Genomic DNA, 14,624 nt, shown 5'->3' on the forward strand with positions numbered 1-14,624 from the left:
CCCGTTGCCGCGCAGCCTGGACGCAGTCGTCACGCTGGTGAGACCGGCGGGGGCTCGCGGGCTTGTTCCCGGCATGGTCCGCCCGCAGGATGCCGATGCCCTTCCCCTCCGACCGCGACGGCGCTGACGCCCGGCGCGATCTAGCTCAAGTGTGAATATGGTTGACACGATGAGCAAGAACGTACTCGTCGTGGTCGCATGCATGATGCTGGCGCTCAGCGGATGCGGCAGCAACCAAGGCCACGACAGCCCGTTGGCCGCGATGGTGAGCCCGGCCATACCGGCGGCCGCACAGGAAATTCCCAACCCGCTGCGCGGCCAGTATGAAGACATGATGGAACCGCTGTTCCCTCAAGGCCAACCCGCGCAGCAACGCTATCCGGCCTGGCCGGCGTCCTACGATGCCAGCCTGCGGGTCTCGTGGCGCCAATTGCAGCCCACCGATCCTGCCACGCTGCCCCCCGACGCTCCCGACGATCGCAAGTACGACTTCAGCGTGATCGACGACGCGCTGACCAAGCTCGCCGATCGCGGGATGCGGCTGACGCTGCGGGTATACACCTACAACTCCTGCTGCAACGCCCCCTATCCGAACAACACCAACATCGCGATTCCCGACTGGCTGCGGGCCATCCCCGCCACCAACACCAGCTATCCCGGGCCGGCCAACGGTCCCGCGGCCGGGGTGACCCAGGTGGTGCCGAACTTCAATGACCCCACCTATCTCAACGATTTCGGCCAGCTGCTGGCCGCGCTCGGTCGCCGCTACGACGGCGACGAACGGCTTAGCGTGTTCGAGTTTTCGGGTTACGGCGACGTCAGCGAAAACCACGTCGCCTACCTACGGGACTCGCTGGGCGCCCCGGGCCCGGGGCCGGACGAAAGCGATGCGGCGCTGGGCTATTACAGCCAATTCCGCGATCAGAACATCACCAAGGCGTCCATTCAGCAGCTGGTCGCGTCGAACGTCAACGCTTTCCCCCGCACCCAGCTGGTGGTCACCCCGCAAAACCCGGAAATCGTGCGCGAACTGTTCGCCGAGGACGTCACCAAGAGACTGGCCGCGCCGGTAGGCATTCGCGCCGATTGCCTGGGCGTCTCCGCGCCGTTGCCGGGCTGGGCCGAATCCAGCACCTCCCATTACGTACAGCACAGGGATCCGCTGGTCGCCGCGCTGCGGCAGCGGCTCGCGACGGCCCCGGTGATCACCCGATGGTGCCAGTTGCCGGGCGGGACCCCGCCGCAGGCGTACTACGAGAAGGGTTTGCGTGACGTCATCCGATATCACGTGTCGATGACGTCGAGCACCAACTTCCCCGACCAGCGCGCTACCTCACCGATGGAGCCCAAGCTGTACCTGCTGTGGGCGCAAGCCAATGCCGTCGCCGGCTACCGGTACTCGGTGGAGGCGGTTGCGGGATCCCAATCGCTGCAGAACAAGGTGGCGACGATCGCGGTTACCTGGACCAATTACGGCGCTGCCGCCGCCACCGAGAAATGGGCGCCCGGCTACCGTCTGGTGGATGTCACCGGACGGACGGTTCGGACGTTGCCGGCCACCGTGGACCTCAGGGCCTTGGTCTCCGACCCGCCGGGCGATCGCAGCAGCGACCAGCCGACAGCGGCGTCGGCCACCGAGACGGTTCGTGTTGAGCTGGCGGGATTGGCGGCCGGCCACTACACGCTGCGGGCGGGAATCGACTGGCAACAGCACAAACCGAATGGTTCGCACCCGGTGAACTATCCGCCCATGCAGTTGGCCCGTGACGGCCGCGACGATTCCGGCTGCTATCCGATCGCGACGCTCGACATCCGGCGTGGCCCGCAGACGCCGGCGAACACGCACTGACGTCCCGGTCCGGTGCCGTGAATTCGCCTGTGCCGCAGTAGAACTACCGGCTAATCGGCTGGGTAGCGAGGGAACACGGCGGTGGGCGGTGGCAGCAGCGTGCCGGGGACCAGCCGGGTGCCGACCGCGGCGAACGTCCGCCGATCCCGGTCCTGTCCGAGTAGGTCCAACAGCTTACCGGCCGACGCGGGCATGACCGGCTGAATCAGCAGCGCGGCGATGCGGACCACCTCGCAGGTGGTGTACAGGGTGGTCCGGAACCTGGCCTGATCGGCCTGCGACTCGCTCTTGCGCAGCACCCACGGCTGCTGCGCCGAAAAGTACCTGTTCGCGTCGCCGAGCATCAGCCAGATCGCTTCCAGGGCCAGGTGCATGGCCTGCCGGTCGAAATGGGCACGCACCCGCGGCAGCAAACCGTCGGCCGTCGCCAGCAGCTCGGTGTCGGCGGCGCACAACTCGCCGGGCTCGGGTACCACCCCGGCAAAGTTCTTGGCCACCATCGACAACGAGCGTTGCGCCAGGTTGCCCAGCTCGTTGGCCAGGTCGGCGTTGATCCGGGTGACGATGGCCTCTTCGCTGTAATTGCCGTCCTGGCCGAACGGGACTTCCCGCAACAGGAAGTAGCGCACCTGATCCACGCCAAAGGTGTCGGCCAGCCCAACCGGGTCGACGATGTTGCCCACCGACTTGCTCATCTTCTCGCCACGGTGGTGCAAAAAGCCGTGCGCGTAAACCCTTCGCGGCAGCTCGATTCCGGCCGACATCAGAAACGCCGGCCAGTAGACGGCGTGAAACCTGATGATGTCCTTGCCGATCATGTGCAAGTCGGCGGGCCAGTAGCGGCGGAACAGCTCCGAGTCGGTGTCCGGGAAGCCCGCCCCGGTCAGGTAGTTGGTCAGCGCGTCGACCCAGACGTACATGACGTGGTCGGGGTGATCGGGTACCTGCACCCCCCAGTCGAACGAGGTGCGCGAGATCGACAGATCGTCCAGCCCGCCGGAGACGAAGCTGATCACCTCGTTGCGCCGCGTCTCGGGGGCGATGAACTCGGGGTTGGCGTGGTAGTGCGCCAGCAGCTTGTCGGTGTAGGCCGAAAGCCGGAAGAAGTAGGTCTGCTCCTCGGTCCAGGTCACCGGCGTGCCCGTCTCCACCGTGATGCGGGTGCCGTCGTCGAGCAGCGTGGTCTCGGATTCGACGAAGAACCGCTCGTCGCGCACCGAGTACCAGCCGGAATAGTCGTCCAGGTAGATGTCGCCGGCCGCCGCCATCCGCCGCCAGAGCTCTTTGGATGCCTCGTGGTGGTCGGCGTCGGTGGTGCGGATGAACCGGTCGAAGGAGATGTTCAGCGCCTCTTGCACACGCTGGAACACATCCGAAGTGCGCCGGGCATGCTCCGCGGTCGGCACCCCGGCGGCCGCGGCGGCCTGCGCGACCTTCAGTCCATGCTCGTCGGTTCCGGTCAGGAAGCGCACGTCGAAACCGTCGAGCCGTTTGAACCGGGCGATCGCGTCGGTGGCGATGTATTCGTAGGCGTGACCCACGTGCGGTGCGGCGTTGGGGTAGGCGATCGCGGTGGTGACGTAGTAAGGCTTCATCTCAGACTTCACCCTATTGTGTGCGGGTGAGTTCACAGCGCTCCGGTAAACGCCAAGCTCCTCCTGCGCCGCAGCCGCTGGCCCCCCTGATCGATGCCCACACCCACCTCGACGCCTGCGGTGCTCGCGACGCAGACGACGTGCGTGCCATCGTCGACCGGGCGGCGGAGGTCGGCGTGGGCGCGGTGGTCACCGTCGCCGATGACCTGCGGTCGGCGCGCTGGGTCACCCGGGCCGCCGAGTGGGATCGGCGGGTTTATGCCGCGGTGGCGCTGCACCCCACCCGCACGGATGCGCTCACCGACGCCGCCCGCGCCGAGATCGAGCGGCTGGTGGCTCATCCGCGGGTGGTGGCCGTCGGCGAGACCGGTCTTGATATGTATTGGCCGGGCCGGCTGGACGGCTGCGCACGGCCGCAGGTGCAGCGGGAGGCCTTCGCGTGGCACATCGACTTGGCCAAGCGGGCGGGTAAGCCGCTGATGATCCACAACCGCCAGGCCGATCGTGAGGTGCTGGACGTGCTGGCGGCCGAGGGCGCGCCCGACACGGTGATCTTTCACTGCTTCTCGTCGGATGCCGCGATGGCGCGCGCGTGTGTGGCCGCCGGATGGTTGCTCAGCCTGTCCGGGACGGTGAGCTTCCGCAACGCTCGTGACCTGCGGGAAGCGGTATCACAGATACCGGTCGCGCGGCTTCTGGTGGAAACCGATGCACCGTTTTTGACACCCCATCCGTACCGCGGCGCCGCCAACGAACCGTACTGTCTCCCCTACACCGTCCGGGCGCTGGCAGAGCTGGTCGATCGCCGGCCGGAGGAGTTGGCGCAGATCACCACGAGCACCGCTCTGCGCGCCTATGGGCTGCGGCCCGACCGGCCCGATTTCCCCTAATCGCCCCCAACATCCGCCGCCGGAGTTGCTCAGCAGTGACCGGTTCGTTACCGTCTTGTGATCGAACGGGTGGGCCTGCAGGCCCATTTCGTCATTTTTAGCTGAAAAGGTCGACGAGTTGTTGTTGAGGTAGTCGCTGAGGTCGGGGATAGACGAACATTGCCAGTGATCACGAAACTTCATCAGACCCAATCACCGATGCTGCGCCTGTTGGTCGGCGCGCTGCTACTGGTGCTGGCGTTCGCCGGCGGTTACGCGGTGCGCGCATGCAAAACGGTGACGCTGACCGTCGACGGCACCGCCATGCGGGTCACCACAATGAAGTCCCGGGTGATCGACATCATCGAGGAGAACGGGTTTTCCGTCGGTGAACGTGACGACCTGTATCCGGCCGGCGACGTGGTGGTCCACGACGATGCCAACATCGTGCTGCGGCGCAGCCGCCCGTTGCAGATCTCGCTGGACGGTCGCGAGGCGAAGCAAGTGTGGACCACCGCGTCGACGGTGGATGAGGCGCTGGCCCAACTGGCGATGACCGACACCGCCCCGGCCGCGGCGTCGCGCGGCAGTCGCGTTCCGCTGTCGGGGATGGCGTTGCCGGTCGTCAGCGCCAAGACGGTGCAGATCATCGACGGCGGTGTGCAGCGCGTGGTGCACCTGGCGGCGCCCAACGTCGCCGGCCTGCTGGATGTCGCCGGCGTGCCGTTGCTGGGTAGCGACCAGGTGGTGCCCGCCGCGACCACGCCCATCGTCGACGGGATGCAGATTCGGGTGACCCGCAACCGCATCGAGCGGGTCACCGAGCGGTTGCCGCTGCCGCCGACCGCGCGGCGCATCGAGGATCCCGGGATGAACATGAGCCGGGCGGTCATCGAGGATCCGGGCACCCCCGGCACGCAGGACGTGACGTTCGCGGTGGCCGAGGTCAACGGTGTCGAGACCGGCCGGCTGCCCATCGCCAACGTCGTGGTGACGCCGGCCCGAGAGGCGGTGGTCCGGGTGGGAACCAAACCCGGTACCGAGGTGCCGCCGGTGATCGACGGGGCCATCTGGGATGCCATCGCGGGCTGCGAAGCCGGTGGGAACTGGTCGACCAACACCGGCAACGGGTATTACGGCGGTGTGCAGTTCGACCAGGGCACCTGGGAAGCCAACGGCGGCCTACGGTATGCGCCTCGGGCCGATTTGGCCACCCGCGAGGAGCAGATCGCCGTGGCCGAGGTGACCCGGCAGCGGCAGGGCTGGGGTGCCTGGCCGGCGTGCAGTGGCCGAGCGGGTGCACGCTGACCATTCGGCTGCTCGGACGCGCCGAGATCAGGCGGCTGGCCCAAGAACTTGACATTCGGCCGCGGAAGTCCCTCGGGCAGCATTTCGTCCATGACGCCAACACGGTGCGCCGGGTGGTCGCTGCCTCCGGGGTCGACCGGTCCGACCGAGTGCTCGAGGTCGGACCGGGCCTGGGGTCGCTGACGCTGGCATTGCTGGACCGCGGCGCCGCCGTCACCGCCGTCGAGATCGACCCGCTGCTGGCCGGTCGACTGCCACGGACCGTGGCCGAGCACGCACCCAGCGAGGCACAGCGGCTCACCGTGCTCAACCGCGACATCGTGGCCGTCCGCCGCGAAGATCTGGCCGACCAGCCGACCGCGGTGGTCGCCAACCTGCCGTACAACGTCGCGGTTCCCGCGTTGTTGCACCTGCTGGCCGAATTTCCCACCATCCGCGTGGTGACGGTGATGGTGCAGGCCGAGGTCGCCGAACGGCTGGCCGCCGAGCCGGGCTGCAAGGAATATGGTGCGCCCAGCGTGAAGGTGGGCTTTTACGGACGGGTTCGCCGGTGCGGCACCGTGTCGCCGACGGTGTTTTGGCCCGTTCCCCGCGTCCACTCCGGGCTGGTGCGCGTCGACCGGTACCAAACCGCGCCTTGGCCGACCGACGAAGCGTTCCGACAGCAGGTGTTTGAGCTGGTGGACATCGCCTTCGCCGCGCGGCGCAAGACATCTCGCAACGCGTTTGCGCAGTGGGCGGGTTCGGGAAACGAGTCGGCCAGGCGACTGCTGGCGGCCAGCATCGACCCCGCCCGTCGCGGCGAAACGCTGACGATCGACGACTTCGTGCGGCTGTTGCGACGGTCCGGCGGCGGCGCGGCCGCGGCGCAACCCCAGTTCTCGGCGGGTTGACGGCAGGGGGTGTGGTTCGCCGCCGGCAGCGATAGTCTGCTGCGGTGGCGGTGGCTGGCTATGTCTGACGGCAACACCGCTGAGTTGTGGGTGCCCACCGGGTCGGTCACGGTTCGGGTGCCTGGAAAGGTCAACCTCTACCTGGCGGTCGGAGATCGCCGCGAGGACGGCTATCACGAGCTGACGACGGTGTTCCATGCGGTCTCGCTGGTCGACGACGTGACGGTGCGCAACGCCGACGTGCTGTCGCTCGCGGTCGTCGGGGAGGGGGCCGACAAGTTGCCCACCGACGAACGCAACCTGGCCTGGCGGGCGGCCGAGCTGATGGCCGAACACGTGGGCCGGGCCCCGGATGTGTCGATCATCATCAACAAGTCGATTCCGGTGGCCGGCGGCATGGGTGGCGGCAGCGCCGATGCGGCCGCCGTGCTGGTGGCGATGAACTCGCTGTGGGAGCTCAACGTGCCCCGGCGTGACCTGCGCATGCTGGCCACCCGGCTGGGTAGCGACGTCCCGTTCGCCCTGCACGGCGGCACCGCGCTGGGCACCGGTCGCGGCGAGGAGCTGGCTACGGTGCTCTCCCGGAACACCTTCCATTGGGTGTTGGCGTTCGCCGACGGCGGGTTGCCCACCCCGGCGGTGTTCACCGAGCTCGACCGGCTCAGGGAGGTCGGGGCGCCGCCGCGGCTCGCCGAGCCCGGCCCGGTGCTGGCGGCCCTGGCGGCGGGCGATCCGCAGCAGCTGGCGCCGCTGTTGGGCAACGAACTGCAAGCCGCCGCGGTGAGCCTGGACCCGGCGTTGCGGCGGGCGTTGCGTGCGGGGGCGGAAGCCGGTGCGCTGGCCGGCATCGTGTCCGGTTCGGGTCCGACGTGCGCATTCCTGTGTGGCTCGGCGGCAGCGGCGATCGATGTGGGTACCCAGCTGTCGGGGGCGGGTGTCTGTCGCACCGTTCGGATCGCCACCGGGCCGGTGCCCGGAGCTCGTGTGGTGCCGGCCCCTCCGGCAGACGTCTGACCTCGCCGTGACCGCATGTGACATCGACCTCAAAGCGGGCCATAGTTTGGCAGTTACTTAAGAGTTGCTTAAGATAATCGGCGGTGACGAGCAGCGGTAGGCACGAGCAGGCGCATTCTTCGTCCGCCGGGCACCTCGCCGGGCGGACTGCGAATCGCCACCGGGTGGGTGTCGGCTCATCGCCGTTTCGAGACATAACCGCTCCCCAATTGTGTGCGCGCGCCTGCCACCAGGTGGCTGCGGGCAGGCGGAACATGAGAACTCGAACCTTGGGGAATGCGCCGGAACCGAGGAGGTTTGCGTGAGCAGGTTTACCGAGAAGATGTTCCGCAGTGCCCACCACAGCAGCAAGGGCATGGTCACCGGTGAGCCCCACACCCCGGTCCGGCACACCTGGCGCGAGGTGTATGAGCGGGCCCGGCGGATCGCCGGAGGCCTGGCCGCCGCCGGCGTCGGCCACGGCGACGCGGTCGGCGTGCTGGCTGGAGCGCCGGTGGAGATCGCCCCGACCGCGCAAGGCCTGTGGATGCGCGGCGCCAGCCTGACCATGCTGCACCAGCCCACCCCCCGCACCGACCTGGCCCTGTGGGCCGAGGACACCAGCACCGTGATCGACATGATCGAGGCCAAGGCCGTGGTCATCTCCGATCCGTTCATGGCCGCCGCGCCGGTGCTGCAAGAGCGCGGCGTCACAGTGGTGCCGGTCCAGCAGCTGCTGGCCGCCGATCCGGTCGACCCCCTCGAGGCCGGTGAGGACGATCTGGCGCTGATGCAACTGACCTCCGGATCCACCGGGTCACCCAAGGCCGTGCAGATCACTCACCGCAACCTGTTCGCCAACCTCGAGGCGATGTACATCAGCGCCGAGTACAACGAACACACCGATGTGATGGTCAGCTGGCTGCCGCTGTTCCACGACATGGGCATGATCGGCTTTCTGACCGTCCCGATGTACTTCGGCGGTGAGCTGGTCAAGGTCACCCCGATGGACTTCATGCGGGACACGCTGCTGTGGGCCAAGCTGATCGACAAGTACCGGGGCACGATGACGGCGGCCCCGAACTTCGCCTACTCGCTGTTCGCCAAGCGGCTGCGCAAGCAGGCCAAGCCCGGCCAGTTCGACCTGTCCACCCTGCGCTTCGCGCTGTCCGGCGCCGAGCCCGTCGAGCCGGCCGATGTCGAGGATCTCTGCGACGCCGGCGCGCCGTTCGGACTCAGGCCGCAGGCGATCCTGCCGGCGTATGGGATGGCCGAGATCACGCTCGCGGTGGCGTTCTCCGAATGCGGGGCGGGTCTGGTGGTCGACGAGGTTGACGCCGACCTGATGGCCGCGCTGCGCCGCGCGGTGCCGGCCACCAAGGGCAACACCCGCCGGCTGGCCTCGCTGGGACCGCTGCTGCAGGGCATCGAGGCCCGCATCGTCGGCGACGACGGCACCATCCTGCCGCCGCGGGGTGTCGGGGTCATCGAGCTGCGCGGCGAGTCGGTCAGCCCGGGCTACATCACCATGGGCGGGTTCATTCCCGCTCAGGACGAGCACGGCTGGTATGACACCGGCGACCTGGGCTATCGAATGGAGAACGGTCACATCGTGGTGTGCGGCCGGGTCAAGGACGTCATCATCATGGCCGGCCGCAACATCTACCCGACCGACATCGAGCGGGCGGCATGCCGGGTCGAGGGTGTGCGTCCGGGTTGTGCGGTCGCTGTGCGACTCGACGCCGGACACTCGCGGGAGACCTTTGCCGTCGCCGTCGAATCCAACGCCTTCGAGGATCCCGCCGAGGTGCGCCGCATCGAGCACCAGGTGGCGCACGAGGTGCTCGCCGAGGTGGACGTGCGGCCCCGCAATGTCGTGGTGCTGGGTCCGGGCACCATCCCGAAGACGCCGTCGGGCAAGCTGCGGCGGTCCACCTCGCTGGCGTTGGTCACCTAAGGCCGCCGAGCAGACGCAAAAGCCCCCAAATCCGGCCGGATGTGGGGGCTTTTGCGTCTGCTCGCGCGGGTCGTTACCAGGCGTGCACCAGGTTTTGCGCCGGCTCGAGCCCCAATTCGATGAGCAACTCGGCGGCGTCGGCGGCCCGCTCGCAGATCGCGGGCACCTCGGGTCGCTCGGCCGCGGTGAAGTTTTCCAACACGAACGCCGCGGGGTCTTTGCGGCCCGGTGGACGGCCGATCCCGATGCGCACCCGTTGGAAGTCCTTGGTGCCCAGTGCGGCCGCCACCGACCGCAGCCCGTTGTGGCCGCCCTCGCCGCCGCCGAACTTGAGTCGGATGCGACCGAAGTCGAGGTCGAGTTCGTCGTGGACGACGATGATGTCCGCCGGCGGCACCGAATAGAACTTGGCCAGCGGCGCCAGCTGCCGGCCGGATTCGTTCATGTAGCAGCGCGGCTTGGCCAACACCACCGCCCGCCCGGCCAACCTGCCGGCAATGACCTCGGCACCGGAACGCTTGTGCGCCTTGAACTTTGAGCCCAGCCGAGCGGCCAGCAGGTCGGCAACCATGAAGCCGAGGTTGTGTCGGGTCCTGGCATAGTTTTCCCCGGGGTTGCCCAGGCCGACCACCAAGAGGGGGGGCCGCCCGCCCGCCAGCGACGGCTCGGCCATGGCGGCGACCGCCTACTCGGACTCGTCGGTGGCCTCGGCTGCCCCGGCGCCCTCCTCGGCGGCCGGCCGTTCCGCGGCCTCGGCTTCCTCGCCGGCGCCCTCTTCGGCGAGCTGCTCGGCGGTCGGCGCGTTCACCACGTTGACCACCAGCATGTCGGGGTCGGAGATCAGGCTGACGCCCGCGGGCAGGGCGATCTTCCCGGCGGTGACCTGGGTGCCTGGTTCGGCGCCCTCGACGGATACCGCCAACTGTTCGGGAATCGACAGCGCTTCCGCCTCGATCTCGATGGTGTTGGACTCCTGGGTGACCAGGGTGTCGGGACCGGGCTCGCCCTCGACGACGACGCTGACCTCGACGACGACCTTCTCGCCGCGACGCACGACCAGCAGATCGGCGTGCTGAATGGTGCGCCGGATCGGGTGGATGTCGACGGCCTTGGTCAGCGCCAGCTGCTCTTTACCGGCGATATCGAGGGTCAGCACCGCGTTGCTGCCCGAGTGCCGCAGCACGGCCGCAAAGTCGTGTCCGGGTAGCTCCAGGTGCTGTGGGTCGGCGCCGTGACCGTAGAGAACGGCCGGAATCTTGCCGTCGCGGCGGGCTCGGCGGGACGCTCCCTTGCCGGTCTCGGTGCGCACCGTGACCTTGAGCTGGTTGACTGCGGATTTCGCCATGTGTCGCTCCTGTGTGGCTGATAGGGGCCGCGGCCGGCAGGGCGACACACCGTCGGTCGCCGTCGATAACGGTGCTGGAAATCCGTGCGGACTTGCCAGCCACCCTCGCCGTGACGCCCGGCTAGGTTAGCGCATGGGCACCTCGGGGGGAAATTCGGTGCCCATGAGCTGCGGCGCGGGCAACCCGCCCGGTCACTTGGCGGTGACCACGAAGCCGCGGATGATCGCATCGATATCCGAACCGTGCTGGGCCGCCTCGTTGGCCAGGCTGGTGATGGTCAGCTGAACCAGATAGCGCTGTTTGGCGGGCCCGGAGCCGGTGGCGATGACGATCCGGTTCCAACTGTGCAGCCGTCTGCCCTCGAGGTCATAGCTGCCCTGGATCATCGACGACGGAAAGCCGTTGAAGTCCGCCGAGGAGGCGTCCAGCTGGGTGAAGTTCTCGAACAGGTGGGCGTCGTCGTTGCCGTGCTTGAGCACCTGGGCCGCGTCGAAGTCCCCGCGCAGCCCAAACACCACCAACCGCGCGGTCGGATACTTGCCGCCCTTGGAGATCAGCACCGTCTCCGGGGTGATCTTCGGACCGCTGTACGGTGACCAGCCCGGGGGTGTCGGGATCGACACGGTCAGATCGGTCAGGCTATTGGGGGCCACTTGCTGCCCGCTAACGCCGATGCTTTCCAGATACTGCGGCAGGGGAACCGGTCGTTCGGTCGTCGTCGGGCTCGCGCTCGCGTTCCCGCTGGTCGTCCAGATCGATTGGTAGTCAGGGACTTTCGGTCCACAGCCGCCCACGATCATCGTCAGCGCGGCCAGCGCGCCGGCAAGGGGAAGCCTGATTGCCGGTGATCTCACAGAATTTCGCGTACCGCGTCGATTGGCCGAGCCAGCCGGGTGCCCTTTGGTGTGACCACGAACGGTCGTTCGATCAGGATGGGGTGGTGCGCCATGGCATCGAGCAACTCGTCATCGGTGGCCTCGGCGAGGTGGAGTTCGGCATACAACGGTTCGCGCTTGCGCACCGCGGTCCGCACGTCGATGCCGGCGTCGTCGATCATGCGCACCAACAGGTCCCGGGACGGCGGCGTTTTCAGGTACTCCACGATGGTTGGCTCGAAACCGTTGTCCCGCAGCAACTCCAGCGTCTTGCGGGATGTGCTGCACTTGGGGTTGTGATAGATGACGGTATCGTCCGACCCCGATGTCATCTACGCGTCTCCGTCGAATAGTCCTGTGACTGAGCCATTTTCGAAGACCGCTCGGATAGTGCTGGCCAGCAGGGGCGCGATGGACAAAACCGTGAGCTGAGCGAAACGTTTGTCTTCGCCGATCGGCAGCGTGTTGGTGACGATCACCTCCCGGGCGCCGCATGCGGCCAGCCGCTCGGGGGCCGGGTCGGACAGCACACCGTGGGTGGCCGCGATGATCACGTCGCCGGCGCCGTCGTTGTGCAGCAGCTGCACCGCACCGGCAATGGTGCCGCCGGTGTCGATCATGTCGTCGATCAGCACACAGGTGCGCCCGGCGACGTCGCCGACGACCCGGTTGGACACCACCTGGTTGGGCACCCGCGGGTCACGGGTCTTGTGGATGAAGGCGAGCGGAACCCCGCCCAACGCGTCGGCCCACTTCTCGGCGACGCGCACCCGGCCGGAGTCGGGCGAGACCACCACCATGTTGCCGTCGGGGTAGTTGTCCCGGATGTAGCCGGTCAGCAGGTTCTGTGCGCGCATGTGGTCGACGGGTCCGTCGAAGAAACCCTGGATCTGATCGGTGTGCAGGTCGACGGTCACGATCCGGTCGGCGCCGGCGGTCTTGAGCAGGTCGGCGACCAGTCGCGCCGAGATCGGTTCACGGCCGCGGTGCTTCTTGTCCTGCCGGGCGTAGGGGTAGAACGGCATGACGGCGGTGATCCGCTTGGCGCTGCCGCGTTTGAGCGCATCGATCATGATCAGCTGTTCCACCAGCCAGGTGTTCACCGGTGCGGGGTAGGACTGCAGCACGAACGCGTCGCAGCCGCGCACCGACTCGTGGAATCGCACGAAGATCTCGCCGTTGGCGAACTCCCGCGCCGTTTGTGCCGTGACATGGACGTCGAGTTCTTTGGCAACCTGCTCGGCCAGCTCCGGGTGCGCGCGGCCAGAAAAGAGCATCAGGTTCTTGCGGTTATCGGTCCAGTCGTGGCTCAACGTGCCGCCCTCGCCGTTCGGGATCGAGTTGGATGACCCATGGTACGTAGCGTGGGGCGGGGATGTGTTGTCGGGTAGCCAGCAAGCCGGTTCACGGTGTCTGATCGGCTTCGGGTGGCCGTGAGGCCGTCGCCGAGGTTCTGGTCGCGCCATGTTGAGCGGCCTTCTCGGCGGCCTCGGCGGCCGCCGTTCCCGGCCGTTTGCGCTGCACCCAGTTTTCGATGTTGCGTTGCCGGCCGGCCGACACCGCCAGCGCCCCCGGCGGGACGTCCTCGCGCACCACCGTGCCGGCCCCGGTATAGGCGCCGTCGCCGACGGTCACCGGCGCGACGAACATGGTGTCCGAGCCGGCCCGCACGTGGGATCCGACGGTGGTGCGCTGTTTGGAGGTGCCGTCGTAGTTGACGAACACGCTGGATGCCCCGATGTTGCTGCATTCGCCGATGTCGGCGTCGCCGACGTAGGTCAGGTGCGGCACCTTGCTGCCGGTGCCGATGGTGGAGTTTTTGACCTCGACAAACGCGCCCAGCTTGCCCTCGGCGCCCAGCACCGTTCCCGGCCGTAGGTAGCTGAAGGGGCCCACCGCGGCGCCGTCACCGATCGATGACGCCGAGCCGTGGGTACGCACCACCGAGGCGTTGTCGCCGACGGTGACATCGGTCAGGGTGGTGTCCGGGCCGATGACACAGCGACCGCCGATTCGGGTGCGGCCGTGCAGCTGGGTGCCGGGGTGGATGACGGTGTCGCGGCCGATCGTCACGTCAACGTCGATCCAGGTGGTCGCGGGATCGATCACGGTGACCCCGGCCATCTGGTGGGTGGCCACGATCCGGCGGTTCAGCTCGGCGCCGAGTTGGGCCAGCTGAACACGGTTGTTGACCCCGGCCACCAACGCGCTGTCGTCGACGTGGCGGGCATGCACGGTCCGGCCCTCACGGCGCATGATCGCGATGACGTCGGTGAGGTACAGCTCGTGCTGGGCATTGTCGGAGCTCAGCTGGCCCAACGCGGAGCGCAGCGCGGCGATGTCGAAGGCGTAGACCCCGGTGTTGACCTCGCGGATGTCGCGCTGCGACGGTGTGGCGTCGGTCTGCTCGACGATCGCCATCACCTCGTGGTCCTGGGTCCGCAGGATGCGGCCGTAGCCGTCGGGATCGTCCAGCGTGGTGGTCAGCACGGTCACCGCCGCCTTGCCTGCGGGGTGGGCCGCGCGATGGCTGGCGATCAGGTCGGCCAGGGTGTCGGCGTCGAGCAGCGGTGTGTCGCCCGCGGTGACGACGATGATGCCGGCGTAGTCGTCGGGCAACGCGGACAGCCCGCACAGCACCGCGTGTCCGGTGCCCAGTGGTCGATCCTGCAGCGCGATGTCGATGGTGCGTCCGAGGGCTTCGGCCTGCTCGGCGACCAGCGGGGCGATGCGCTGGTGGTCGTGGCCGAGCACCACCACCAGATGCTGGGGTGCCAGCTTGGCCATGGTGTGCAGGGAGTGCGACAGCATGCTGCGCCCGCCGATGGTGTGCAGCACCTTCGGGGTGTCCGATCGCATCCGGGTGCCGGGCCCGGCCGCCAAGACCAGGACCGCGGTGTCACCACGAAGCGTCATCACCTCTCCTTAAGCCTTGGCTC

13 protein-coding genes are annotated in these 14,624 nt (G+C 68.0%); 6 read left to right on the forward strand and 7 right to left on the reverse strand.

Annotation, left to right across the window (positions count from 1 at the left end; genetic code table 11):
- Positions 1-157: 157 nt before the first annotated feature.
- The gene (locus G6N20_RS01010) at positions 158-1,849 is read left to right on the forward strand and encodes a hypothetical protein (RefSeq protein ID WP_083047078.1); all 1,692 of its coding nucleotides are present in this window, start codon (positions 158-160) and stop codon (positions 1,847-1,849) included.
- 50 nt (positions 1,850-1,899) lie between these two features.
- On the opposite strand, the gene metG is transcribed toward G6N20_RS01010, so the two are convergent.
- Complete coding sequence (gene metG, locus G6N20_RS01015) at positions 1,900-3,444, reverse strand: methionine--tRNA ligase (protein WP_083047080.1); 1,545 nt, start codon at positions 3,442-3,444, stop codon at positions 1,900-1,902.
- A 20-nt stretch (positions 3,445-3,464) separates the two neighbouring features.
- On the opposite strand from metG, the gene G6N20_RS01020 reads away from it, so the two are divergent.
- The 5 genes from G6N20_RS01020 to G6N20_RS01040 all read left to right on the forward strand — a co-directional run bounded on the left by G6N20_RS01020 (position 3,465) and on the right by G6N20_RS01040 (position 9,464).
- Positions 3,465-4,334 carry a TatD family hydrolase gene (locus G6N20_RS01020; RefSeq protein ID WP_083047082.1) on the forward strand — a complete coding sequence of 290 codons (870 nt, stop codon included), beginning with the start codon at positions 3,465-3,467 and terminating at the stop codon, positions 4,332-4,334.
- Positions 4,335-4,493: 159 nt separating this feature from the next.
- Complete coding sequence (locus G6N20_RS01025; protein WP_197745489.1) at positions 4,494-5,621, forward strand: resuscitation-promoting factor; 1,128 nt, start codon at positions 4,494-4,496, stop codon at positions 5,619-5,621.
- Positions 5,585-6,514: a 16S rRNA (adenine(1518)-N(6)/adenine(1519)-N(6))-dimethyltransferase RsmA gene (gene rsmA / locus G6N20_RS01030; RefSeq protein ID WP_083047086.1), complete on the forward strand. Its 930-nt coding sequence runs from the start codon at positions 5,585-5,587 to the stop codon at positions 6,512-6,514. The genes G6N20_RS01025 and rsmA overlap by 37 nt, the downstream gene beginning before the upstream one ends.
- 54 nt (positions 6,515-6,568) lie before the next feature.
- A complete protein-coding gene (locus G6N20_RS01035; protein WP_179961532.1) occupies positions 6,569-7,528 on the forward strand; it encodes a 4-(cytidine 5'-diphospho)-2-C-methyl-D-erythritol kinase in 960 nt (319 codons plus the stop codon).
- Between the two features lie 301 nt (positions 7,529-7,829).
- A complete protein-coding gene (locus G6N20_RS01040) occupies positions 7,830-9,464 on the forward strand; it encodes a fatty acyl-AMP ligase (protein ID WP_083047088.1) in 1,635 nt (544 codons plus the stop codon).
- Between the two features lie 73 nt (positions 9,465-9,537).
- Here G6N20_RS01040 and pth read toward each other — a convergent pair whose 3' ends face one another.
- The 6 genes from pth to glmU all read right to left on the reverse strand — a co-directional run bounded on the left by pth (position 9,538) and on the right by glmU (position 14,601).
- Positions 9,538-10,137, reverse strand: coding sequence for an aminoacyl-tRNA hydrolase (gene pth / locus G6N20_RS01045; RefSeq protein WP_083047090.1), 600 nt, complete (start codon positions 10,135-10,137; stop codon positions 9,538-9,540).
- Between the two features lie 12 nt (positions 10,138-10,149).
- Positions 10,150-10,809, reverse strand: coding sequence for a 50S ribosomal protein L25/general stress protein Ctc (locus tag G6N20_RS01050; RefSeq protein ID WP_083047092.1), 660 nt, complete (start codon positions 10,807-10,809; stop codon positions 10,150-10,152).
- A 192-nt stretch (positions 10,810-11,001) separates the two neighbouring features.
- Positions 11,002-11,610, reverse strand: coding sequence for an LpqN/LpqT family lipoprotein (locus G6N20_RS01055; RefSeq protein WP_083047146.1), 609 nt, complete (start codon positions 11,608-11,610; stop codon positions 11,002-11,004).
- A 50-nt stretch (positions 11,611-11,660) separates the two neighbouring features.
- Positions 11,661-12,017, reverse strand: coding sequence for an arsenate reductase (glutaredoxin) (gene arsC / locus G6N20_RS01060; protein ID WP_083047094.1), 357 nt, complete (start codon positions 12,015-12,017; stop codon positions 11,661-11,663).
- On the reverse strand, positions 12,018-12,998 hold the full coding sequence (locus G6N20_RS01065; protein ID WP_083047096.1) for a ribose-phosphate diphosphokinase: 981 nt from the start codon (positions 12,996-12,998) through the stop codon (positions 12,018-12,020). It abuts the gene before it with no gap.
- A 91-nt stretch (positions 12,999-13,089) separates the two neighbouring features.
- Positions 13,090-14,601: a bifunctional UDP-N-acetylglucosamine diphosphorylase/glucosamine-1-phosphate N-acetyltransferase GlmU gene (gene glmU, locus G6N20_RS01070; RefSeq protein ID WP_083047098.1), complete on the reverse strand. Its 1,512-nt coding sequence runs from the start codon at positions 14,599-14,601 to the stop codon at positions 13,090-13,092.
- Positions 14,602-14,624 lie beyond the last annotated feature (23 nt).

Origin of the sequence: Mycobacterium shinjukuense, assembly GCF_010730055.1 — a bacterium.
Classification (GTDB): domain Bacteria; phylum Actinomycetota; class Actinomycetes; order Mycobacteriales; family Mycobacteriaceae; genus Mycobacterium; species Mycobacterium shinjukuense.